The organism is Roseixanthobacter glucoisosaccharinicivorans (assembly GCF_043195095.2).
In the GTDB taxonomy this organism is placed as follows: Bacteria; Pseudomonadota; Alphaproteobacteria; order Rhizobiales; family Xanthobacteraceae; genus NCEH01.
In genome coordinates this window covers 4,353,595-4,375,920 of sequence record NZ_CM195538.1, presented here as the reverse complement: position 1 = coordinate 4,375,920, position 22,326 = coordinate 4,353,595, and the positions used below count along the sequence as shown (strand labels likewise).

At 66.5% G+C, this 22,326-nt stretch carries 18 protein-coding genes; 7 read left to right on the top strand and 11 right to left on the bottom strand.

What is annotated here, in order from left to right; translation table 11 throughout:
* Positions 1-21 precede the first annotated feature (21 nt).
* Positions 22-1,134: an alanine racemase gene (locus V5F78_RS20255; RefSeq protein WP_394070576.1), complete on the top strand. Its 1,113-nt coding sequence runs from the start codon at positions 22-24 to the stop codon at positions 1,132-1,134.
* Between the two features lie 190 nt (positions 1,135-1,324).
* Here the strand turns inward: V5F78_RS20255 and V5F78_RS20250 are convergent, their stop codons facing one another.
* The 7 genes from V5F78_RS20250 to V5F78_RS20220 form a co-directional block, all read right to left on the bottom strand.
* On the bottom strand, positions 1,325-2,572 hold the full coding sequence (locus V5F78_RS20250; protein WP_394070574.1) for a phenylacetate--CoA ligase family protein: 1,248 nt from the start codon (positions 2,570-2,572) through the stop codon (positions 1,325-1,327).
* 196 nt (positions 2,573-2,768) lie between these two features.
* Positions 2,769-3,608, bottom strand: coding sequence for an ABC transporter ATP-binding protein (locus V5F78_RS20245; RefSeq protein WP_394070572.1), 840 nt, complete (start codon positions 3,606-3,608; stop codon positions 2,769-2,771).
* Positions 3,609-3,748: 140 nt separating this feature from the next.
* Positions 3,749-4,969, bottom strand: coding sequence for an ABC transporter substrate-binding protein (locus V5F78_RS20240; protein ID WP_394070893.1), 1,221 nt, complete (start codon positions 4,967-4,969; stop codon positions 3,749-3,751).
* 136 nt (positions 4,970-5,105) lie between these two features.
* Positions 5,106-6,176 carry a branched-chain amino acid ABC transporter permease gene (locus V5F78_RS20235; RefSeq protein WP_394070570.1) on the bottom strand — a complete coding sequence of 357 codons (1,071 nt, stop codon included), beginning with the start codon at positions 6,174-6,176 and terminating at the stop codon, positions 5,106-5,108.
* A 4-nt stretch (positions 6,177-6,180) separates the two neighbouring features.
* Positions 6,181-7,074 carry a branched-chain amino acid ABC transporter permease gene (locus V5F78_RS20230; protein WP_394070568.1) on the bottom strand — a complete coding sequence of 298 codons (894 nt, stop codon included), beginning with the start codon at positions 7,072-7,074 and terminating at the stop codon, positions 6,181-6,183.
* A gap of 271 nt (positions 7,075-7,345) precedes the next feature.
* Positions 7,346-9,304 carry a long-chain fatty acid--CoA ligase gene (locus V5F78_RS20225; RefSeq protein ID WP_394070566.1) on the bottom strand — a complete coding sequence of 653 codons (1,959 nt, stop codon included), beginning with the start codon at positions 9,302-9,304 and terminating at the stop codon, positions 7,346-7,348.
* 7 nt (positions 9,305-9,311) lie between these two features.
* The gene (locus V5F78_RS20220) at positions 9,312-10,160 is read right to left on the bottom strand and encodes an ABC transporter ATP-binding protein (RefSeq protein WP_394070564.1); all 849 of its coding nucleotides are present in this window, start codon (positions 10,158-10,160) and stop codon (positions 9,312-9,314) included.
* A 168-nt stretch (positions 10,161-10,328) separates the two neighbouring features.
* Between V5F78_RS20220 and V5F78_RS20215 the strand changes: the two genes are divergently transcribed.
* The 6 genes from V5F78_RS20215 to V5F78_RS20190 all read left to right on the top strand — a co-directional run bounded on the left by V5F78_RS20215 (position 10,329) and on the right by V5F78_RS20190 (position 18,516).
* Complete coding sequence (locus tag V5F78_RS20215; RefSeq protein ID WP_394070562.1) at positions 10,329-11,954, top strand: AMP-binding protein; 1,626 nt, start codon at positions 10,329-10,331, stop codon at positions 11,952-11,954.
* A gap of 265 nt (positions 11,955-12,219) precedes the next feature.
* Complete coding sequence (locus V5F78_RS20210; protein WP_394070560.1) at positions 12,220-12,900, top strand: TetR/AcrR family transcriptional regulator; 681 nt, start codon at positions 12,220-12,222, stop codon at positions 12,898-12,900.
* Positions 12,901-13,054: 154 nt separating this feature from the next.
* Positions 13,055-14,662 (top strand): carboxyl transferase domain-containing protein, encoded by a 1,608-nt coding sequence (locus tag V5F78_RS20205; RefSeq protein ID WP_394070558.1) that lies wholly within the window; start codon positions 13,055-13,057, stop codon positions 14,660-14,662.
* 178 nt (positions 14,663-14,840) lie between these two features.
* Positions 14,841-15,617: an enoyl-CoA hydratase/isomerase family protein gene (locus tag V5F78_RS20200; protein ID WP_394070556.1), complete on the top strand. Its 777-nt coding sequence runs from the start codon at positions 14,841-14,843 to the stop codon at positions 15,615-15,617.
* Complete coding sequence (locus V5F78_RS20195; protein ID WP_394070554.1) at positions 15,614-17,617, top strand: acetyl/propionyl/methylcrotonyl-CoA carboxylase subunit alpha; 2,004 nt, start codon at positions 15,614-15,616, stop codon at positions 17,615-17,617. The genes V5F78_RS20200 and V5F78_RS20195 overlap by 4 nt, the downstream gene beginning before the upstream one ends.
* Positions 17,614-18,516, top strand: coding sequence for a hydroxymethylglutaryl-CoA lyase (locus V5F78_RS20190; protein ID WP_394070552.1), 903 nt, complete (start codon positions 17,614-17,616; stop codon positions 18,514-18,516). The genes V5F78_RS20195 and V5F78_RS20190 overlap by 4 nt, the downstream gene beginning before the upstream one ends.
* A 280-nt stretch (positions 18,517-18,796) precedes the next feature.
* On the opposite strand, the gene V5F78_RS20185 is transcribed toward V5F78_RS20190, so the two are convergent.
* The 4 genes from V5F78_RS20185 to V5F78_RS20170 all read right to left on the bottom strand — a co-directional run bounded on the left by V5F78_RS20185 (position 18,797) and on the right by V5F78_RS20170 (position 22,261).
* Positions 18,797-19,663 (bottom strand): type 1 glutamine amidotransferase, encoded by an 867-nt coding sequence (locus V5F78_RS20185; protein ID WP_394070550.1) that lies wholly within the window; start codon positions 19,661-19,663, stop codon positions 18,797-18,799.
* Between the two features lie 85 nt (positions 19,664-19,748).
* Positions 19,749-20,678 carry a DMT family transporter gene (locus tag V5F78_RS20180; RefSeq protein WP_394070548.1) on the bottom strand — a complete coding sequence of 310 codons (930 nt, stop codon included), beginning with the start codon at positions 20,676-20,678 and terminating at the stop codon, positions 19,749-19,751.
* Positions 20,679-20,719: 41 nt separating this feature from the next.
* Positions 20,720-21,472 carry an SDR family NAD(P)-dependent oxidoreductase gene (locus V5F78_RS20175; protein WP_394070546.1) on the bottom strand — a complete coding sequence of 251 codons (753 nt, stop codon included), beginning with the start codon at positions 21,470-21,472 and terminating at the stop codon, positions 20,720-20,722.
* Between the two features lie 297 nt (positions 21,473-21,769).
* Positions 21,770-22,261 (bottom strand): MarR family winged helix-turn-helix transcriptional regulator, encoded by a 492-nt coding sequence (locus tag V5F78_RS20170; RefSeq protein WP_394070544.1) that lies wholly within the window; start codon positions 22,259-22,261, stop codon positions 21,770-21,772.
* Between the last annotated feature and the right edge of the window lie 65 nt (positions 22,262-22,326).

The window sequence follows — 22,326 nt, the reverse complement described above, 5'->3', positions numbered from 1 at the left end:
TCGCGCTAGATTGGATGCGCCATGCTCAGCCCGGATCACACCCCTCACATGCCCTCGGCCACCGACCAGCCGGGCGCGCTGCCGCTGCCGCCTTTCCCCGTGGAGACGCCGTGCTTCGTCATCCTGGAGGAGGGCGTGCTCCATAATCTGGAGCGCACGGCGGCCCACGCCGGCGGCATTGCCCGGCTGATGCCGCACGTGAAGACCCATCGCGCCCCCTGGATCACCGAACTGATGATCGCGCGCGGCGTGCGCGCCTTCAAGGCGGCGGCGCCAGCGGAAGTGGAGATGGCGAGCGAAGCGGGAGCGGCGCTGGTGGTGTGGGCCTATCCCACCGTCAATCCGGTCGCGATCCGCCGCGTCGCCGCCGCCGCGCGGCACCATCCGGCGGTGCGCATCGAGGCTTTGGTGGATTCCCCGGAAGGCTTCGCCGCCTGGTCGCGCGAGCTGGAGGCGGCTCCCGCCGGGAATATCGGGCTTCGGGTGGATCTCGATCCCGGCTTCGGGCGCACCGGCATGGCGATCGGGCCGCAAGCCGTGGAACTGGCCGAGCGCATCGCGGCGGCCGGCCTGTTCGCCGGCTGGCACGCCTATGACGGCCATATCCACGAGGGGGATCGCACCGCGCGCGAGGGGCAGCTCGCGGACGTGATTCAGGCGGTGCGCGCGCTCATGGCGCTTGCCGCCGCGCGCGGCCTCTCCACCGATCTGATCGCCGGCGGCAGCTATTCCTTCAACCTGTGGCCGGAGGATCTCGCGCGCTGGGTTTCGCCCGGCAGCTTCACCTATTCCAGCGCCCAGCACGGCGCGGACCTTTCCGATCTCGATTGGCAGGTGGCGGCCTATGTGCTCGCGACCGTGCTCTCGGTGCGCGCGGAGACGGCGACGCTCGATGCCGGCTCCAAGGCGATCTCGCCGGATATTCCGCTCGCCAAGCGGTTCGAGGGCGGCGGTGCCATCCGCATGATGAAGGAAGAGCACGTGGTGGTGGAAACCAAGGCGCTCAGCGTCGGCGCGCAGGTGCCCCTGGTGCCGCGCCACGCCTGCACGGCGGCTTATCTTTATTCCCGCGCCCTGGTGCGGCGCGTCGACGGCAGCTGGGAATATCGCGACCAGCTCGGCGCCAACCGCTGAAGGGCTTGAGCTGAGTTGGAATTGGCCACGCGCGACCGGCGAAAGCCCCCTCCCTAACCCTCCCCCGCACGCGGGAGAGGGGATTTACCGTATGGGCTGAGAGGGCGTGTCCCATACGCGCCGCCCTGCTCCCTCTCCCGCGTGCGGGGGAGGGGTGGGGAGGGGGCAAACCGGCGTTCGGCGCGGCGGGTCAGCCCACCGTGCGGCGGTCCTCGATGGTCTTCGCGTCCGCCGGCAAAGTCCCGGGCGCGAGCAGGGCCAGGCGGCCGCGCAGCTTGGTAGAGGCGCGCAGATCCTCCAGCACCGCGTCCTGGGAGAGCGCGCCGGCGTCCGCCACTTCCACTTCCAGCAGCATGTCGTCGCCGTCGCCGGCGCGGTCCACCACCAGGCGGGCTTTCGCGATGGCGGGATGCTTCTTCACCGCCGCGCTCACCTGAACCGGGTGCACGAACATGCCGCGGATCTTGGTCACCTGATCCGCCCGCCCGAGCCAGCCGCGCAGGCGCGTATTGGTGCGCCCGCACGGGGAGATGCCGGGCAGCACGGCGGAGAGATCGCCGGTGGCGAAGCGGATCAGGGGATAGTCGCACTCCAGCAGCGTCACCACCACTTCGCCCACCTCGCCCTCGTTCTCCACCGGGTCGCCCGTGCCGGGCCGCAGGATCTCGATGATGAGGTCCTCGTCGGCGATCAGCCCCTCTTCCGCCTCGCTCTCATAGGCGACGAGGCCGAGGTCGGCGGTGCCGTAGCATTGGCGCGCGAGGATGCCGGCGGCCTTCATCTCCGCCCGTTGGCTGGGCAGGAACGCTTCGCCCGAGACCAGCGCCTTGTTCAGCGAGGAGATGTCGATGCCGCCCTCGCGCGCCTTGTCCACCAGGATCTTGAGGAAGGAGGGGGTGCCGCCATAACCGTGCGGGCGGATGTCGGCGATGGCGCGCAATTGCAGATCGGTCTGCCCGACCCCGCCGGGCACCACCGCGCAGCCCAGCGCATGGGCGCCGCTCTCCACCATCGAGCCGGCGGGGGTGAGGTGGTAGGAAAAGCAATTGTGCACGATTTCGCCGGCCCGGAAGCCGGCCGCGAACAAAGCGCGGGCGAAACGCCAGTAATCGGGGCGGCGGCCCTCGGGATCATAGATTGGCCCCGGCGACATGAAGATGCGCGCCATCTGCCCTGGCGCGGCGCCGTTGAGGCCGCCGAACGGCAGGCTTTTCGGCTGGATTTCCAGCAGGTCCGACTTGCGCGTGACGGGAAGCTGCGCGAGCGCGGCGCGGCTGGTGATGGCGCCTGCATCCACGTTCTTCAGGAGCGCGCCGAAATAGGCCGAGCGGGCCTTGGCGGTGGCCACCTGCGCGGCCAACGCCTCCATGAGGGCGGCTTCGCGCACGTGGGGATCGCGGGTTTCGGCGGCGTCGTAATGGCGGCTGCGGTCGTTCATCGTGCTTCTCTCATTCGCTTCGGGCCGTTACGCGTCCCTTCAAACCGTCATGCCCGGGCTTGACCCGGGCATCCACGCGGCGCCGCCGGGAATGACTTGACCGGTCGCGGCGAACGGTTGGCCGTGGGTCCCCGGGTCAAGCCCGGGGATGACGGCGGTTCTTTTGACCCGCGTTCGCCGGCAGACCGGGAACGCCTCACAGCCACCTTTTCCTGCGCTTGAACGATTTGAGGTTCTTGAAGGATTTGCGCTCCTCTCCGCCGCCTTGGCCGAGATAGAATTCCTTCACGTCCTCATTGTTGGCGAGCTGCTCGGCGGTGCCGTCGAGCACGATCTTGCCCTGCTCCATGATGTAGCCGAAATCCGCCACGGAGAGCGCCACGCGGGCGTTCTGCTCCACCAGCAGGATGGTCACGCCCAGGTCCTGGTTGAGCTGCTTGATGATGGAGAACACCTCCTTCACCATCAGCGGCGAGAGGCCCATGGAGGGCTCGTCCATCAGGATCAATTTGGGGCGCGCCATCATGGCCCGGCCGATGGCCAGCATCTGCTGCTCGCCGCCGGAGAGATAGCCGGCGAGCCCGGTGCGCTCCTTCAGGCGGGGGAAATAGCCGTAGACGCGCTCGATATCGTCCTTCACCCCATTGTCCTTGCGGGTGAAGGCGCCGAGCCGCAGATTTTCCAGCACCGTCATGTCCGAGATGATGCGGCGGCCCTCCATGACCTGGAAGATGCCGCGCCGCACGATCCTGTCCGGCTCGATGCCGTTGAGCCGCTCGCCGAGGAAGGTCACGTCGCCGCGCGTGATCTCGCCGTCCTCGGTCTTCAGCAGGCCGGAGATCGCCTTCAGCGTGGTGGACTTGCCGGCGCCGTTGGAGCCCAGCAGAGCGACGATCTTGCCCTCCGGCACTTTCAGCGACAGGCCGCGCAGCACCAGGATGACGTCGTTATAGACCACCTCGATATTGTTCACCGCCAGCATGGGCGCCGGCGCGGCCTCGGGGCGGATGTCGAGCTTCAAAGCGGCGTTGGACATGGGTCAGGTCCTGGGCGCAGAACCCTCTCCCGCTTGCGGGGGAGGGCAGGGAGGGGGAATGCCGGGAGGCGGCCCGCGTGGCCCCCTCCCCAACCCTCCCCCGCAAGCGGGAGAGGGCGCGCGTTGCGCAGGCCGTCAGATCACCAGCCGAGCAGTTCGATCTTGCGCGGCAGGTCGATGGTGGTGACCTTCTCCAGCTTGATGGCGCCGCTCTTCACGAGCTCCGACACGGTGCCTTCCGTCGCGCCGGAGACCACGGCGCGATAGAGATCGACCTTGGTGGTGGGGCGATGGTCGGTGGCGGTCCAGGTGGAGGGATTGCACACGCCCTCCGTGCCCTTAGGCACCCAGTTTGCCTTCTGGTACATGCCGTCGCGGATCTTCGGGCCGGTGACGCCGCCGTTCTTGTCGGCCCATTCCATCGCTTCCTTCATGTACATGACGGTGCAGATGGCGGCCATGTAGTGCACCGGGCGATAGGTGTTGCCGCTCGGGTCGGACATCTTGGAAATGTCCTTGAAGGTGGCCATGCCGGGCGCGTCCCCGGTCCAGGTCACGGCGGTGCGCACCGGAATGATGACGCCGTTCGCGGCGCTGCCGGCGGCCTTCATGGCATTCTCGTCCATGCCCCACACATTGCCGAAGAACTGCACCTTCACGCCCGCGGTCTCGCACGCCTTGAGCACCGAGATGTTGGAGCCGGCGGTGTTGCCGAGATAGGCGTAGTTCGCGCCGGACTGCTTCAGCGTCAGGCACTGGGCGGTGTAGTCGCCGGGGGTGAGGGCGAAGGTGATGGGGTCCAGCACCTCGAAGCCGAGTTCCTTGGCATAGGCTTCCGCCGCCGCCTTGGGCGAATTGGGGAAGGGATGGTTGGCGCCCATGTGCACCCACTTGGGCTTGCCCTGGCCGCCCTTCTTCTTCCAATCCTCGGCGGCCCACTGCACCTCGGCGCGGGCGGCATCCGAATAGGACGGGCCGTAGAAGAAATTATACGGCGCGGCGCGCTCGCTCTTGGGGCCGCCCTTGCCGGTGGGGTCGGTCAGGGTCGCGGCATAGGAGCCGGAATAATAAGGAATTTCTTCCTTGGTCACCATGGCGACCAGCGCCTCGGTATCGGCCGTGCCCCAGCCCTGGATGGCGACCACCTTGTCGCTGCCGACCCATTTCTTGAACGCCGCCAGCGCGCGCGGCACCTGGTAGCCGTATTCGGTGAAATCGGAATTGATCGGCTTGCCGTTCACGCCGCCGTTCTTGTTGATATAGGCGATGGCGTCCTGCACGCCCTGGCCGTAGGGCGTGCCCACGTCCGAGGTGCCGCCGGAATAATCGGCGAGATGTCCGATATTGATGGACTGGGCCATGGCCGGCACGGCCGCCGTGAGGGCGAGCAGGCTGGCGAAGGTGGTGGCGATCCGTTTCATGGGTGTCTCCTTGGGTGTGTGTCCGCGTTTCCTGGTGCGGCCGGCGCTCGTTGGTGGCGTCGGTCCGCGATCCCGCTCAATAGGAGAAGGGGTAGAGCTTCCAATAGGGCTTGATCTGCTTCCAGCGGTGGGCGAGGCCGTCCGGCTCGAAGATCAGGAACAGGATGATGGTGGCACCGATCAGCATTTCGCGCATGTAGGTGATGCCGTCCTTCAGGTGCAGCGCCTTGTCGATGGCACTGCCCTGGAGCGCGCCGGCCAGCGCGCCGGTCAGCTCCGGCAGGAGCACCATGAAGATGGTGCCCAGCAGCGAGCCCATGATGGAGCCCAGCCCGCCGATGATGATCATCGCCAGGAACTGGATGGAGAACAGGATGTCCAACCCCTCCACCGACATGTAGCCGATATAGTGCGCATAGAGCGCGCCGCCGATGCCGGCGTAGAAGGAGGAAATGCCGAACGCCATGGTGCGGTATTTAGCAAGGTTCACGCCCATCATCTCGGCCGAGAGATAATGGTCGCGCACCGCGATCAGCGCCCGCCCGTCGCGGGTGCGCATGAGATTGGCGGCGAACAGATACATCACCACCACGAACACCAGCACCACGTAGAAATACCGCGTGTCGCCGGACATGTCGAAGCCGAGGATGGTGAACGGCGCCGCCACCGCGCCCGAGGAGCCGCCGGTGAACCAGGCGGCCCGCACGAAGAAGTCCTGCAGGATGAACTGGGCGGCCAGCGTCGCGATGGCGAGATAGAGCCCCTTCACCCGCGTCGCCGGCAGGCCGAACAAAAGCCCGACCGCCGTGGTCCAAAGCCCCGCCAGCACGATGGCGATGGGCACCGGCACGCCATGTTCGGCAAGGAACGCCGAGGCGAAGCCGCCGAAGCCGAAGAACACCGCGTGGCCGATGGAGATCTGGCCGGAGAAGCCGACCAATATGTTGAGCCCCAGCGCGGCGATGCCGAGATAGCCGATCTGGATCATCAGGCTCAGGTAATAATTGCTGAGGACCAGCGGCGCCAGCGCCAGCAGGATGATGCCGCCGACGATGAACGCGAAGGTCAACCGCGTATCGAAGATGGTCTGGTCGGCGCGGTAGCTGGTGCGATAGTCGCCGCACGGGCGCATGGTGTCGATGGCCATGGCGCTAGACCCTCTCGATGTCGCGGGTGCCGAACAGGCCGTAAGGCTTGATCATGAGGATGATGATGAGGACGTAGAAGGGCACGATTTCGTACAGGTTTCCCCAGTGCAGGAATTGGCTGTCGAAATAATGCGCGATGTTTTCCAAGAGCCCGATGATGAGCCCGCCCACCACCGCGCCGAACACCGAATCGAGCCCGCCGAGGATCACCGCCGGGAACACCTTGATGCCAAAGAAGGAGAGGGCGGAGGACACGCCGTTGACGATGCCCACCACCACGCCGGCGACCGCAGAGACCGCCGCCGAGATGCCCCAGGAGAGGGCGAACATCTGGCGCACCGAGATGCCGAGCGATTGCGCCACCTGCTGGTTGAAGGCGGTGGCCCGCATGGCGAGGCCGATCTTGGAATATTTGAAGAACCAGGCGAAGCCCGCCATGATCAGCACGCTGACCCCGGTGGACATCAGATAGGCGCTCTGCACCTGGAGCCCGAATATATCCACCTTGCTGACCGCGAAGATCGGCGGGAACGGCTGAGCGAACGTGCCGAACATCCATTTCATCAGCGCCTGGAAGAAGATGGAGAGGCCGATGGTGACCATGATCACGGAGATCACCGGCTCGCCGATCAGGGGCCGCAGCACCAGCATCTGCAACGCCAGGCCGAACAGCATCATGAAGGCGAGCGAGATCAGGAAGCCCCAGAGAAACGGGATCTGCCAATAGGTCAAAAGCCACCAGCAGGTCCAGGCGCCGATCAGCAGGAATTCGCCCTGGGCGAAATTCACCACTTGGGAGGCCTTGTAGATGAGCACGAAGCACATGCCCACCACGCCATAGAGCGTGCCGATGATGAGGCCGTTGATGCAGAGCTGAATGAAGAGCTGAAAAGTCATTGCCGTGCGCCCGCAAAAGCCCTCTCCCGCGTGCGGGGGAGGGTGGGGAGGGGGAAGGACGCGGAAGAGCGAGCGGCGCTCGGGGCAGAGGCCGGCGAGGGCCCCCTCCCCAACCCTCCCCCGCACGCGGGAGAGGGAGTTATGCCGCGCTGGACTGAGCGCTGCCGTCGGATGCGCTCAAGCTCCCTCCCCCCTTGCGGGGGAGGGTTGGGGTGGGGGGTATGGCGCCGCCTGGGGTTGGGCGTTGCGCTGCGGGGCGTCGCCGTCTCCATCACGCGGCCCTCTTCTTGCTCGAACCGGCGGCGGGGGGCGCGAGCTTCAGGTCGACCACCTTGAGCGTGGTGCGGATGCGCTGCTTGGTGCCATCCTGGAAGGCGATGGTGGTGTCCACGTCGATGTTCGGATCGCCGCGATACATGGCGTCGATGATCTCGCCATAGCGCTCGTTGATGACCCCGCGCCGCACCTTGCGGGTGCGCGTCAGCTCGCCGTCGTCCGCATCCAATTCCTTGTAGAGCAGCAGGAATTTCGAGATGCGCTGCTTCTCGGGCAAGGTCTTGTTCACCTGCTCCACCTCGCGGCGGAGCATGTCCGTCACCTCCTGCTTGGCGGAGAGATCGGTATAGGTGGTGAACGAGATGCGGTTCTTCTCCGCCCATTTGGAGACGATGGGGAAGCGGATGCAGATCATGGCGGCGAGATGCTCGCGCCCATCGCCCAGGATCACCGCTTCCGCCACATAGGGCGAGAACTTCAGCTTGTTCTCGATATATTGCGGCGAGAAGCGATCGCCATGGGCGGTCTGCGCCATGTCGCGCACGCGGTCGATCACCACCAGATGGCCGCGCGGATTGACGAAGCCGGCATCGCCGGTGCGCATCCAGCCGCCGTCCACGAACGACTTCGCGCTTTCTTCCGGGTTGTTGTAATAGCCGGTGAATGTATTGCCGTGGCGGGTGACGATTTCGCCCAGGCCGTTGGGATCGGGATCGTCGATGCGGATTTCCACGCCGTTCATCGGCACGCCGACCGTGTCGAAATCCACGTCGCTGGCGGTGTGGATGGTATAGGCGCCCAGCAGTTCCGTCTGGCCGTAGAGCTGGCGCATGGGCACGCCGAGCGCGAGGAAGAAGCGGAACGTATCCGGCCCCAGGGCCGCCCCGCCGGTGGCCGCCGATTTCAGGTGCGAGAAGCCCAGGCGGTCGCGCAGCGCCCGGAACAGGATGAAGTCCGCGAACGCGGAGCGCTGCCCGCGATCGAGCGCCGCAAGGCCGATCTTCATGCCGAAGTCGAACATCGCCCGCTTCAGCACGGAGGCATCCATCATGCGCGCGCGCACGTCGGCGGCGATCTGCTCCCACACGCGCGGGGCGAACAGCACGAAGGTGGGGCCGATCTCGCGCATGTCGGCCATGGTGGTTTCCGGCTCCTCGACGAAGTTCACCTTCATGCGGGAGAGCAGGGCCTGACCGAACGCGTAGATCTGCTCCATGATCCAGGGCATCTGGAGCACGGAGACATATTCATCGTCCGGCCCGCGCATGTCGGCGGCGAGATAAGCCGCGCAATGGCGCAGCACGGCGCCGCCTGTGAGCATGGCGAGCTTGGGATGGGACGTGGTGCCCGAGGTGGTGCACAAGATCGCCACGTCGGCGCCGGAGCCCTGGTCCACGAGCCGCTGGTAGGCTTGCGGCTCCGCCGCCGCGCGCGCGGCGCCGAGCGCTTCCAGATCCGCCAGGGAGACCAGGCGGGCATCCTCATACTTACGCAGCCCGCGCGGGTCGGAATAGATGATGTGCCGCACCGTGGGGATGCGGTCTTCCAGCTGGAGCAGCTTGTCCACCTGCTCCTCGTCCTCGGCGAACAGGACCGCCACGTCCGCATAGGTGACGAGATAGGCGACCTCGTCCGCCAGCGCATCGCGATAGATGCCGAGCGATTGCCCGCCCACCGCATGGATGGCGATTTCGCCCATCAGCCATTCCGGCCGGTTGTCGCCGAGCAGCGAGATCACGTCGCCGCGCGCGACCCCAAGGTCGATCAGGCCGAGCGCCATGTTCTGCACGCGCGCATTCACCTGCTGCCAGGTATAGGCATTCCAGATGCCGAGATCTTTCTCGCGCAGCCAGGTATCCGTGGGGTGCTGGCGCGCATTGAGCGCGAGCAGCTTGGGGAACGTGTCGTAGATCGCCACGTCGGGCAAAGCGGAGGCGGGGGTATTCACGCTCATGGCTGCCTCACGCGGATACGGCCTGGAGAACGGGCGCATCTTCGACGACGAGGTCCTCCTCGCCCAGATAGGCCTTGCGGACATTGGGATTGGCGAGCACATCGGCGGGCAGGCCCTCGGCGATCTTGCGGCCGAAATCGAGCACCATCACGCGGTGGGAAATGTCCATGACCACGCCCATGTCATGCTCGATCATGATGATCGTCATGCCCCATTCTTCGTTGAGATCGACGATGTAGCGGGCCATGTCCTCTTTCTCTTCGAGGTTCATGCCGGCCATGGGCTCGTCGAGCAGGATCAGCTTGGGCTGCAGGGCGACGGCGCGCGCCAGTTCCACGCGCTTGCGCAGGCCGTAGGAGAGCGTGCCGGCGGTGGCCTTGCGCACGTGCTGGATTTCGAGAAAGTCGATGACATCCTCGACCGCCTTGCGATGCTCCAATTCTTCCTTCTGCGCGCCGCCGATCCAATAGATCGCGCCGGTGAACAGATTGTTCTTCAGCAGATGGTGGCGGCCGACCATGATGTTGTCGAGCACGCTCATGTGGTGGAACAGCGCGAGGTTCTGGAACGTGCGGCCGATGCCGGCGGCGGCGCGCTTGTTGGGCTTGAGGCGCGTGATGTCCTGTCCGTCGAACGAGATCCTGCCTTCCTGGGGCGAGTAGCGCCCGGAAATGCAGTTCAGCAGCGAGGTCTTCCCCGCTCCGTTCGGCCCGATGACCGAGAACAATTCGCCGCTGCGGACGGAAAACCCGACATTGCTCAGCGCTTTCAGTCCGCCAAAGCGCAGCGAAATGCCATCGACATTCAACAGCGACGAATCGGCGACGGATGCGCCAGGACCCTTGCCTGTCGACATATTCCCCTCCCGGAGTCCGCATATGAGCGGTTGGCTTCTTTGGCCATATCCCACATTGTGAGATGAATTGGTTTGATTATCTAGCGAGCGTTCGGTTCTTTCAAGGGTGATCGCGTGTCACGGTCCGAAATATTGCGGTGGGGCGCTTTTTGTCTCACATTGTAGGACATGAGCGATGACGAACTTGATCCGGCCGCGCCCAAGGGCGCGCAAAGCCTCGGGCGCGCCATTTCGGTGCTGCGGGTGGTGGCCAATGCCGCCCCGCACCCGGTGCGCCTCGCCGAGCTGATCCAGGGGACCGGGTTATCGAAGGCCACCGCCCACCGCCTGGCGACGACCTTGGTGTTCGAGACCTTGCTGGCCTATGATCCCCGCGAGCGATGCTATTCCCTTGGTGGCTTCTTCTCGAAGTTCGTGACCGGCAAAGCTCATGTCGCCTCCCATCTTCCCGTGGCCGAGACCGGCGCCCGCCCGGCGGCGCATCCGGACCGGTACAGCGGCAGCAAGATCCCCCTGGCGCACCTGCTGTGCGACCGGCACCTGGCCGTAAAACGCGCCCATCCCGCGATGATCCACGAGACCGTCTCGGGCCAGACCTCTGAATTGAGCTTTGGCAAGCTCGCGGAATATTCATCTCGATTTGCCCGTGTCTTGGCGGCGGCGGGCATCAGGAAGGGCGACCGGGTCGCCGTCCTTTTGCCCAAGGGCATGGAACTGGTCATCACGGCGCTTGCCATCTGGCGGATCGGGGCGGTCTACATGCCGCTCTTCTCCACCTATTCGCCCGCGGCCGTCGAAGCCCGGCTGAAGGCCGGTGGCGTCAAGGCCGTGGTCGCGAACCGGTTCCTCATTGATCGCGCCTCCCGCTACATCAACGAGAAGACCTTCGTCTGTCTGATCGAGGGCGACCAGATCAACCGGATCGACGGCAAGGTCACCCAGTTCTGGTCGTCCATCTATGCATCCGAGCCGCTCGAAGGGGTGGAAACCTACGGTGCCAACGACCCCTTCATCATGACTTATGCTCCAAGCTTCGTGGAGGCCCGGCTCGGTCTTCTGACGCCGGTGCGGGCATTGGCGGCGATCGAGCAATATATGCGGATCGGCATGGATGTCCGCGACGACGATGTCTATTGGAACATGGCCGACCAGGGCTGGGAATACGGCATCTATTACGGTCTCATCGGCCCGCTCCTGATTGGCTGTTCTATTTTGTTCTGCGATGGACCTTATGATGTGTCGCAGGGCTATCGCGTGCTGTCGAAGTTCCGCGTCACCAACCTCACGGCGGCCCCCTCCCAGATCAAGGCGTGGCGGCGCGGCGATCCGAACGATGCCACCTCCCCCTTCGCCATCCGGACGGTCACGGTGGGCGGCGAACCGCTGCCGCCCGACGTCATTTCCTGGGTCACGCAGAAGCTCGAGGTGCCGCTGATCAACCAATATGGACACCGCGAGACCGGGATGATCGTGGGGATGAAATACGATCCCCGCGACCCTGCCGCCTCGCGGCGGTCCTCGGTCGGCCGCGTCATGCCCGGCTTCGCGCTTGCGGTGCTGGACAAGCATGGCGCCGAACTGCCTGCCGGCGCCGAAGGCATCCTGGCCGTCGACGTGGAACGCTCGCCCCTGTTCTGGTTCCGGTCCTATTTCAAGGATGATGCCAGGACGAGGATGCGATTTGAGTTCGGTGGCGACTATTATATTCTTGGCGATACAGGTTTCATCGACGACGAGGGATGGGTCCACTACAGCGGCCGGGCATCCCATGCCATATTGATGCAGAAAGATTGAAGGCGCGTCCGTGCGCGGGTCATGCTTTCTCTCCCATAATGGCGGCCGTCTCGGCTGGCGTGGCGCGCGGTTCCCGATCATTCCGTCGGGTTATCTGGAAACAATCGAACGTTCTTTTTCTCTCCCGGTCAAGGTCATTTTTGGCCGCTTGCGTCTTGCGCCGCCGCCGCGCTGCGCCCACTCTAGGTCGGGCGCCGGGGTCGGCGGCCGCATCCATCACCCAAGGCTCGCGCGCCAAAGAGCGCGATCGCAAATTGAGAAGAAGATGGCGCGTACAGTCGGTTCCAACGGTGCCCGCACCGCCCATGCAATCCGCCAGGCGGGGGTGCTGCTGATCTACAAGCACGGCTACGAGGCCATGAGCCTGCGGCAGCTCGCCGCCGAGGTGGGGCTCCAGTCCGGCTCGCTGTACAAGTATTTCGAGAACAAGCAGAGCCTGCTGTTCGACATCGTGCGCGATCACATGGAAGACCTGATCGCCCGGGCGCGGGAGGCCCTGGAAGGGCTGGATGATCCGCTGGAGCGCCTGCGGGCTTTCACGGGCTTTCACCTGCGCTATCACATGACGCGGCGCGCCCATGTCTTCATCGCCAACATGGAAATCCGCTCGCTGGACGACGAGCACCGAGCCGTCGTGGTCGAGATGCGGCGCAGCTACGAAGGGCTGCTGGAACAGATCCTGCGCGAGGGGGCGGCGCAGGGCGTGTTCCGCGTGAGCGAGCCGAGGGTCTCCACCTACGCCATCATCTCCATGCTCACCGGAATCTGCATGTGGTACCGGCCCGATGGGCGGCTGAGCCAGGACGATCTGGTGGGCATTTATGGCGATCTCGTCACCCAAGGCGTCGCGCCGGGCGCACCGCAGGCGCCGGCGGCGGCTCTGGAAGCGCCGCGCCTTGCGGCAGAGGTGCCGCCCGCCCGCGCCAAGCGCAAGGCGCGCGCCTGATTTGCCCTTGCGGTTCTCATAAAAAAACGTACGATCGTTTCTAAGCCGACCGCGAGCGGCATGGGAGGAAACATGGTTCGAGGGCCCGCCCGCCTTTCCGGCGCGGGATTCGGGCGTGCGTCCTTCCGCAATCGACACTCAGGGGTGAGGCCTCATGGCAATCATCGAGGATGCGGTGGACCGCCGCTCCGAAGCCTATCAGCGCAATCGCGCCGCGCTGTTCGCCAGCGTCAGCGATTTGCGCGAGAAGGTTGAGCGCATCTCCCAAGGCGGCGGGGACGTCGCGCGCGAGCGCCATCTGAAGCGGGGCAAGCTGCTGCCGCGCGACCGCATCCGCACCCTGCTGGACACCGGCTCGCCCTTTCTCGAACTCAGCCAGCTCGCCGCCTATGACATGTACGGCGGCGATGTGCCCGCCGCCGGCATCATCACCGGCATCGGCCGGGTCTCGGGCCGCGAATGCATGATCGTCGCCAATGACGCGACGGTGAAGGGCGGCACCTATTTCCCCATGACGGTGAAGAAGCACCTGCGCGCCCAGGCCATCGCGCGGGAAAATCACCTGCCTTGCGTCTATCTCGTGGACAGCGGTGGCGCGAACCTGCCCAACCAGGACGAAGTGTTCCCCGACCGCGAGCATTTCGGCCGCATCTTCTTCAACCAGGCCAATATGTCCGCCGAGGGCATCGCCCAGGTGGCGGTGGTCATGGGCTCCTGCACCGCCGGCGGCGCCTATGTGCCGGCCATGGCGGACCAGTCCATCATGGTGAAGAATCAGGCCACCATCTTCCTCGGCGGCCCGCCGCTGGTGAAGGCCGCGACCGGCGAGGTGGTGACCGCCGAGGAACTGGGCGGGGCGGACGTGCACACCCGCGTCTCCGGTGTCGCCGATCATATGGCGGAGAACGACGCCCACGCGCTCGGCATCGCCCGCACCATCATCGGCGATCTCAACCTTATGAAGCGGCACGACCTCGACATCCGCCCGCCCAAGGCGCCGCTCTATGATGCGGAAGAGATCTACGGCATCGTCTCGGAAGACCCCAAGAAGCCGTTCGACGTGCGCCAGATCATCGCCCGCATCGTCGACGGCTCCGAGTTCGACGAGTTCAAGCCGCTCTATGGCCAGACCTTGGTGACGGGCTTTGCCCGCATCTTCGGCTATCCCGTGGGCATCATCGCCAATAACGGCATCCTGTTTTCCGAGAGCGCGCTGAAGGGCGCGCATTTCGTGGAATTGTGCTGCCAGCGCAATATCCCGCTGGTGTTCCTGCAGAACATCACCGGCTTCATGGTGGGCCGCAAATACGAGGCCGGCGGCATCGCCAAGGACGGCGCCAAGCTGGTGAACGCGGTCTCCTGCGCCAGCGTGCCGAAATTCACGGTGGTGATCGGCAATTCCTTCGGCGCCGGAAACTACGGCATGTGCGGGCGCGCGTACGATCCGCGCTTCCTGTGGATGTGGCCCAATGCCCGCATCTCGGTGATGGGCGGGGAGCAGGCGGCGAACGTGCTCGCCCAGGTGAAGCGCGACGGCATCGAGGGCAAGGGCGGCACCTGGCCGGCGGAGGAGGAGGCCGCCTTCAAGGCGCCGATCCAGGCCCAATACGACCGCCAGGGCCACCCGTATTATTCGTCCGCGCGGATCTGGGACGACGGGGTGATCGACCCCGCCGACACCCGCATGGTGCTGGCGCTCGCGCTCTCCGCCGCGCTCAATGCGCCGGACAGGGAGACGCGCTTCGGCGTGTTCCGCATGTGAGCGGCGTCGATTTCCGCTCCGCTCGGCGCTCTCCCTCCCCCCTTGTGGGGGAGGGGCGGGGTGGGGGGTATCTCTCCATTTGCACCGACGACAGCGTTCCTGGCGGGGCCATACCCCCCACCCTAACCCTCCCCCGCAAGGGGGGAGGGGACATGGAGCACGGGCGGAGAACAGGTCCATGAGCCTCATCGTTTCCCATGAAGACGGCATCACCACCCTCACGCTCGACCGGCCGGAGGTGCACAACGCCTTCGACGACGCCCTGATCGCCCTTCTGATCGCCGCCTATCATCACGCCGGCAACGATCCGGCGATCCGCGCCGTGGTGCTGCGCGCCAATGGCAAATCCTTCTGCGCCGGGGCGGACCTCAACTGGATGCGCCGCATGGCCGGCTATTCCCACGAGGAGAATGTCGCGGATGCGGGCGCGCTCGCCCATCTCATCCACGTCATCGACACCTGCCCCAAGCCGACGCTGGCGCGGGTGCACGGCTCGGCTTTTGCCGGCGCTGTCGGCCTGATCGCGGCGAGCGACATCGTGGTGGCCGTGCCGGAAGCGGAATTCGCCGTCACCGAGGTGCGCATCGGCCTCATCCCGGCGGTCATCAGCCCCTATCTGGTGCGGGCCATGGGGGCGCGGCAGGCGCGGCGCTATTTTCTCACCGCCGAGCGCTTCTCGGCGCAGACGGCGCTTGCCCTCGGCCTCGTGCACCAGGTGGTGCCGGCGGAGGAGCTGGACGGCGCCATCGCCCAGCATCTCAAGGCCTTGAAGGCGGCGAGCCCGGCGGCGCTCAAGGCGGCGAAGGAACTGGTGGCGGCGGTGGACCGGCCGCTGACCCCCGATCTGATCGCGGACACCGCAGAGCGCATCGCCCACGCGCGCGCCAGCGCCGATGGCCGCGAGGGCGTCTCCTCCTTCCTGGAAAAACGCAAACCCGAATGGGGGCAAGCATGACCCGACCCATCCGCACCCTTTTGGTGGCGAACCGGGGCGAGATCGCGGTGCGGATCATGCGCACCGCCAAAGCCATGGGGCTGAAGACCGTCGCGGTCTATTCGCAAGCCGACGCCCACGCGCTCCATGTGGAGAGCGCGGACGAGGCCTATCCCATCGGCCCGGCGCCGGCGCGCGAGAGCTATCTGAAGATCGACGCGATCCTCGATGCCGCGCGCATGAGCGGGGCGGACGCGATCCATCCCGGCTACGGCTTCCTGTCGGAGAATGCGGAGTTTGCGGACGCCTGCGCGCGGGCGGACATCGTGTTCGTCGGCCCGCCGGCCTCCGCCATTCGCGCCATGGGCTCCAAGAGCGCGGCCAAGGCGTTGATGGAGAAGGCCGGCGTGCCCCTGGTGCCCGGCTATCACGGCAAGGACCAGGACGAAGCCTTGCTCGCCCGCAAGGCCGGCGAGATCGGCTATCCCGTGCTCATCAAGGCGTCCGCCGGCGGTGGCGGCAAGGGCATGAAGGTGGTGCGCGCGGCCGAGGAGTTCGCCGAGGCGCTCGCCTCCGCCAAGCGCGAGGCGAAGAACGCCTTCGGCGACGATCAGGTGCTGATCGAGAAATACCTGACCAAGCCGCGCCATATCGAGGTGCAGGTGTTCGCCGACACCCACGGCAATGCGGTCTATCTGCACGAGCGCGACTGCTCCATCCAGCGCCGCCACCAGAAGGTGGTGGAAGAGGCGCCGGCCCCGGGCCTCACACCGGAGCGGCGGGCGGCCATGGGCAAGGCGGCCGTGGATGCCGCCAAGGCGGTCGGCTATGTGGGCGCCGGCACGGTGGAATTCATCGCCGAGGGCGACGACTTCTTCTTCATGGAGATGAACACCCGCCTCCAGGTGGAGCATCCCGTCACCGAGGCCATCACCGGGCAGGACCTGGTGGAATGGCAAATCCGGGTGGCGCGCGGCGAAAAGCTGCCGCTGGCGCAAGCCGACATTCCCCTCATCGGCCACGCCATCGAGGTGCGGCTCTATGCCGAGGACCCGGCGCGCGATTTCCTGCCCCAGGTCGGCCGGCTCGACCATCTGCGCCTGCCGTTCGATCTCGCCGGCCTGCGGGTGGACAGCGGCGTGCGCGCGGGGGATCAGGTGTCGATCCATTACGACCCCATGATCGCGAAGATCATCGCTTCGGGCGCCGACCGCACCGAGGCCCTGGGGCGGCTCGCGGCGGCGCTCGCGGCGACCGAAGTGGTCGGCCTGCCCACCAACCGCATGTTTCTCCAGGCGATCGTCGCCGAGCCCGCGTTCGCGGCGGCCGAGCTGGACACCGGCTTCATCGAGCGGCACCGCGCGACGCTGCTGCCAGAGCCGATGCCGGTGGGCGACCGGGTGCTGGCGCTCGCGGCGCTGTTCCTGCTGCTGGACGAGGCGCGGATTTCCGCCGGTGCGGCCGATCCCGCCGATCCCTGGTCGCCCTGGGGCCTTGCGCCCGGCTGGCGGCTGAACCGCTCCGCCTTCGTGGACCTGACCTTCGCCGACCATGAGACCCGCATCCCCGTGCGCGCCCATTATACCGACGGCGGCTTCCTGCTGGACCTGCCGGGCGGGCGCAGGGCGGTGGAGGGCACGAGCACGCAGGACGGCGGCCTGATCGCCCGGCTGGACGGCGTGCGTACCAAAGCGCGCGTGGTGCGCAGCGGCGCGCGGCTGACCATCTTCTCCGCCGGCACCGAGCGCAGCCTCGACCATATCGACCCGCGCCTCGCCAGCATCGAGGCCACCGGCACCGCCGGGCGGCTGGTGGCCCCCATGCCGGGCACCATCATCCGCGTCGCCGTGAGCGCGGGGGAAGAGGTGACCAAGGGCACGGCCCTGGTGGTGGTGGAGGCCATGAAGATGGAGCACACGGTCACCGCCCCGCGCGACGGGCGAGTGAAGAGCGTCGCCTTCGGCGTCGGCGATCTCGTGGACGAAGGCGCGGAACTGCTGGTGCTGGAGGATGTGGCGTGAGCCGGCCGGGGCGGGTGCGCATCGTCGAGGTGGGGCCGCGCGACGGCCTGCAGAACGAGCCGGGCACCGTTCCGCTTGCCGCCAAGGTGGCGCTGATCGAGGCGCTGGCCGATGCCGGCCTCACCACCATCGAGGCGGGCAGCTTCGTCTCCCCCAAATGGGTGCCGCAGATGGCGGATACGGCGCAGGTTCTGGCGGCGATCCAGCCGCGCGAAACCGTGCGCTATCCGGTGCTGGTGCCCAATATGAAGGGGCTCGAAGCCGCGCTTGAGAGTGGCGTCACCGAAATCGCTGTGTTCGCCGCCGCCTCGGAAGCCTTCAGCCAGCGCAACATCAATTGCTCCATCGCCGAGAGCCTGGAGCGCTTCGTGCCGGTCCTCACGGCGGCGGGTGTCGCCGGCATCGCGGTGCGCGGCTATGTGAGCTGCGTGCTCGGCTGCCCCTATCAGGGCGCGGTGCCGGTGGAGAAAGTGGTGGAGGTCTCGCGCGCCCTGGTGGAGATGGGCTGCTACGAAATCTCGCTCGGCGACACCATCGGCGTCGGCACGCCGGACAAGGCGAAGGCCATGGCGGGCGCGGTGGTGGAGGCCATCGGGGTGGAGCGCACGGCGGTGCATTTCCACGACACTTACGGACAGGCGCTCGCCAATGTGTTGGCGTGCCTCGATCTCGGCATCGGCGTGGTGGACAGCGCGGTGGCAGGGCTCGGCGGCTGCCCCTATGCCAAGGGCGCTTCCGGCAATCTCGCCACCGAGGATCTGGTCTATATGCTGAACGGGCTCGGCATCGAGACCGGTGTCGACCTGGACAAGCTGGCCGCCGCCGGCCGCGCCATCACCGCCGCGCTGGGGCGCGTTCCAGCTTCCAAGGTGGCGCAGGCGTTGGCGGCGAAGCTCTAGCGTGCGCCGAGGTCGGTGGATCTGGCCCAGCCGCTGATCTGGTCGATCCGGACCAATTCCCCGTCAGAAAACGGGCTATACCTCTCCGAGCGCTCGTCAATTCCCTCTCCCGCTTGCGGGGGAGGGTTAGGGAGGGGGAAGGGGCGGTGGAAAGGGCGGTGGTGTTAAACAGGCGGCCGTGCACGCTCGCTCCACAGGCCGTAGGACGGCGCGGGCGAAGGCCCCCACCCCAGCCCTCCCCCGCAAGCGGGAGAGGGGGCGGTCGGTGCGCGAAGGCGCCTCAGCCCCGCCCGCGCGCCGCGCGGGTGGGGAGCACGAGCTGTTCGATCCAGTTGCGGATTTCCACCGTGCGCAGATCCTTGGAGATCACCGCCCCGTCCACCCCGTGGCGCCAGACCAGGGGCTGGTTGCCGGGCTCGCGCTCCAGGGTTTCCAGATCGCCGATGAAGCTCTCCTGGGCCTCCTCGTCGGTGAAAAAGCCCTCCGCCACCAGCGAGGGGCTCAGCCGGCGGAAGATGGCGGCCATTTCCCGGAACGGATATTCGGGATGGTATTGCACGGCCCAGGCGGTGCTGGCGCCGGCCGGAATTTCGGCGGCCTGAACCTGGGAATGATCGTTGGTGGCGAGCAGGCGCGCGCCCTCCGGCAAGGTTTCCACCTCGTCCAGATGCACGGTCATGGCCTCGAACACGCGCGGCTTGCCGATGAAGATGGGATGCTGCGCGCCATGCTCGGTCATGCGGATGCGGCGGCCGAAGCCGACCTCCCGCCCGCGCGGATTGCGCCGCACCACGCCGCCGGCCGAAACCGTGATGAGCTGAAGGCCCCAGCAGCTGCCGAACACCGGCGTGCCGGTGGTGAAGGCGGTGCGCAGCAGTTCGATCTGCTGCTCGATGGGCAGGCCGCCATTATAGATGTTGAGCGAGGAGCCGGTGATGGCGATGCCGTCATAGCCTTCCAGGCCCCCCGCGTCGGGGAGATTGGCGCCGGGGTCCGCCGGATAGCAGATGTCGACCACGGCGCCGGGGCACAGGTCGCGCAGCAGGCGGGCATACCCTTCGCTCGCCGCTTCGCCGCCGAACTTCACCTGGCGGGCGCGGGCGTCTGCGGTATTTCCTTCAACGACGAGCAAATGGGGGGCGGGCATGGGGGCAAGGTCCGAACTCTGTGCCTTGCAGCATAAGGCCTATTTTGACGAAAGCGAGGAAGCGGCGGGACTTTTCCCTGTTTCCTCACTCGGGCGTCGTCGCATAGAGGGTCTTGCGCGCCCGGTCTTTTCGCTCCTGCAAGAGGAGATAGATTCCCGAACTCACCACCACCGCCGCGCCCGCCAGCGTCCATCCGCTCGGCAGATTGCCGAACATCAGCCAGCCGAGCACGATCATGGAAATGATCTGGGTGTAGATGAAGGGCGAGAGCGTCGCCGCCGGTGCGCGGGCATGGGCGAGGATGAGCAGGAAATGCCCGGCGCCCACCACCGCGCCCAGTTCCAGCATGGCGCCGAACACCATCGGCTCGCGCGGGGTCTCCCACACCCAGAGCAGCGGCACCGAGGCGACCAGCGCGCCCACCAGGGAGGAATAGAACAAGGTGGTCTGGGAGGCGTCGGTCGCCGCCAGCATGCGCGTGGTGATGCCATAGAGCGAATAGCACACCGCCGCCGCCAGCATCAGCAAGGCGGCGGGATGGATGCCGCCCACCCCCGGCCGCGCCACCAGGATGATGCCCGCGAAGCCCACCAGGATCGCCGCCCACCGCCGCATCCCGATCCATTCGCCCAGCATCGGCCCGGCGAACAAGGCGACGAAGAACGGCGTCGAGAACATGATGGAGACGGTCTGGTCGAGCTGGAGATATTGCAGGGCGCAGAAATTCAGCGCCGTGCAGGCGAACAGCAGGGCCGAGCGGAACAATTGCAGCCATGGACGGCGGGTGCGCATCAGGCCCGGCACGGTCCAGGGGTTGAACACCACAAGCGCCAGCACGAACTGCACCACATAGCGCGCCCACACCACCATGAACACGTTGATATGCCCGCTCAGCCATTTGGCGGTGGCGTCGCACAGCGCGAAGCAGACCACCGCCAGGCACATGAGGCCGATGCCGACGAGCGTCGAATCGCGTCGCCTTGAAACCTGCACCTTGTGTCCGGCGATGGTCATGAACGGCTTTCCGGCACCACGCGTCGGCGCGGCGCATCTGGTCAATAGGTGGCGCGACCCCCCGACAGGTCGAAGACCGCGCCGGTGGTGAAGGAACAGTCCGCCGAGGCGGCAAACGCGATGGTCGCGGCCGCCTCGTCCACCTGGAGGAAGCGGTTGCGGGGAATCTTGGAGAGCATATAGGCGATGTGCTGTTCGCTGATCTGGTCGAAGATGGCGGTCTTGGCGGCGGCGGGGGTGACGCAATTCACCGCGATATCATATTCCGCCAGTTCCTTGCCCAGGGATTTCGTCAGCGCGATCACGCCGGCCTTGGAGGCGGAATAGGCCGAGGCGTTGGGATTGCCTTCCTTGCCCGCGATGGAAGCGACATTGACGATGCGTCCGTAATTCTGGGCGATCATGCCCGGCACCACGGCGCGGCAGCAATTGAACGGGCCGTTGAGATTGATCGCCATCACCTGCGCCCAGGCATCGACCGGATAGTCCCACGTCTTATGATTGGGTCCGGCGATGCCGGCATTATTGACCAGGATATGGATCGCCCCGAGCGCCGCCAGGGTCGCGTCGCGGGCGCGCTCCACTTCGGGAAGGCTGGTGACGTCCACCGCCACGGGCACCACTTTTTCGCGGCCGAGGGTGTTGGCGAGGCTCTGCGCGAGATCGGCGTCGCGGTCCCAGATGGCGACCTTGGCGCCGGAGGCGAGGAAGCGCTCGACGACGGCGCGGCCGATGCCCTGCGCGCCTCCGGTGACGACGGCGCAGCGTCCGGCAAGATCAATGGCGTTGGACATGGCTCCCTTTCCGGCCGAAATGAAGTCTCGGCTCTTAATCGATTAGATTTCCAGCAATAGCGCGAGCTTGCGACGGGGGCAAAGCTCTAATCTTGCATGGATCGGGAAATCCCCCATGCGCGCGAAGCGCAGCCGCCCTCTCCCCGCCGGGGAGAGGAAGCCATCGCCGCGATATCGACGGTTTTGCCCAAAAGCCGCACCTTTGCGCGGCAAAGGGCCATGCGCCGCGACCCGCCCGCGCGCGGGCGGGCCCCTTCACCCAACGCTCTCCTCGCCGGGGAGAGGGGCGCTCGACGCTCAGTTATCGTCGTCGTCGTCTGCCGGCTCGGCCTCGTCATCCACGCCGCCGTCGGCGCCGAGGCGCAAGGCGAGGTTCTTTTCCACCTTGCGCAGCAATTTGCGCAGCCGCTTGCGCTCCTTGCCCTCGAGGCCGGCGACCATCTCGTTTTCCAGGGTTTCCCAGACATGGTCGATGGCGCCACCCTTGTCGCGGCCGGCGGCGGTGAGGAACACGCGCACCAGGCGCCCGTCGCCGTCGGTGGCGCGGCGTTCCACCAGGCCCTGGGTGGTCAGGCGGGCGATGGTCTTGGAAGCGGTGGGCGGGCGCACGCGCAACGCCATGGCCAAGTCGCCCATGGTGCGGCCATCCTCGTCGATCAGCAGCTTCAGCACCGATTCCTGCCCCGGAAACAAGCCGAGGTCCGCCAGCAGCCGCGCCGACAAGGCCTTTTGCAGCCGCGCCGTGTGCGTGAGGCGGTAGCCGATGGTCTTTGCGATCGGATCCTTCATCCCAACCCCCTGGCGCGCCCCAGCACAATCGTCCGCAGGCCGTCGATTGCCGCGCGCAGCCTACC

Bases quoted from the DNA above. Each gene is read 5' to 3' on its own strand.
- V5F78_RS20255 (WP_394070576.1), top strand. From the start codon at position 22: ATGCTCAGCCCGGATCACACCCCTCACATGCCCTCGGCCACCGACCAG.
- V5F78_RS20250 (WP_394070574.1), bottom strand. From the start codon at position 2,572: ATGAACGACCGCAGCCGCCATTACGACGCCGCCGAAACCCGCGATCCC.
- V5F78_RS20245 (WP_394070572.1), bottom strand. From the start codon at position 3,608: ATGTCCAACGCCGCTTTGAAGCTCGACATCCGCCCCGAGGCCGCGCCG.
- V5F78_RS20240 (WP_394070893.1), bottom strand. From the start codon at position 4,969: ATGGCCCAGTCCATCAATATCGGACATCTCGCCGATTATTCCGGCGGC.
- V5F78_RS20235 (WP_394070570.1), bottom strand. From the start codon at position 6,176: ATGGCCATCGACACCATGCGCCCGTGCGGCGACTATCGCACCAGCTAC.
- V5F78_RS20230 (WP_394070568.1), bottom strand. From the start codon at position 7,074: ATGACTTTTCAGCTCTTCATTCAGCTCTGCATCAACGGCCTCATCATC.
- V5F78_RS20225 (WP_394070566.1), bottom strand. From the start codon at position 9,304: ATGAGCGTGAATACCCCCGCCTCCGCTTTGCCCGACGTGGCGATCTAC.
- V5F78_RS20220 (WP_394070564.1), bottom strand. From the start codon at position 10,160: ATGTCGACAGGCAAGGGTCCTGGCGCATCCGTCGCCGATTCGTCGCTG.
- V5F78_RS20215 (WP_394070562.1), top strand. From the start codon at position 10,329: ATGAGCGATGACGAACTTGATCCGGCCGCGCCCAAGGGCGCGCAAAGC.
- V5F78_RS20210 (WP_394070560.1), top strand. From the start codon at position 12,220: ATGGCGCGTACAGTCGGTTCCAACGGTGCCCGCACCGCCCATGCAATC.
- V5F78_RS20205 (WP_394070558.1), top strand. From the start codon at position 13,055: ATGGCAATCATCGAGGATGCGGTGGACCGCCGCTCCGAAGCCTATCAG.
- V5F78_RS20200 (WP_394070556.1), top strand. From the start codon at position 14,841: ATGAGCCTCATCGTTTCCCATGAAGACGGCATCACCACCCTCACGCTC.
- V5F78_RS20195 (WP_394070554.1), top strand. From the start codon at position 15,614: ATGACCCGACCCATCCGCACCCTTTTGGTGGCGAACCGGGGCGAGATC.
- V5F78_RS20185 (WP_394070550.1), bottom strand. From the start codon at position 19,663: ATGCCCGCCCCCCATTTGCTCGTCGTTGAAGGAAATACCGCAGACGCC.
- V5F78_RS20180 (WP_394070548.1), bottom strand. From the start codon at position 20,678: ATGACCATCGCCGGACACAAGGTGCAGGTTTCAAGGCGACGCGATTCG.
- V5F78_RS20175 (WP_394070546.1), bottom strand. From the start codon at position 21,472: ATGTCCAACGCCATTGATCTTGCCGGACGCTGCGCCGTCGTCACCGGA.
- V5F78_RS20170 (WP_394070544.1), bottom strand. From the start codon at position 22,261: ATGAAGGATCCGATCGCAAAGACCATCGGCTACCGCCTCACGCACACG.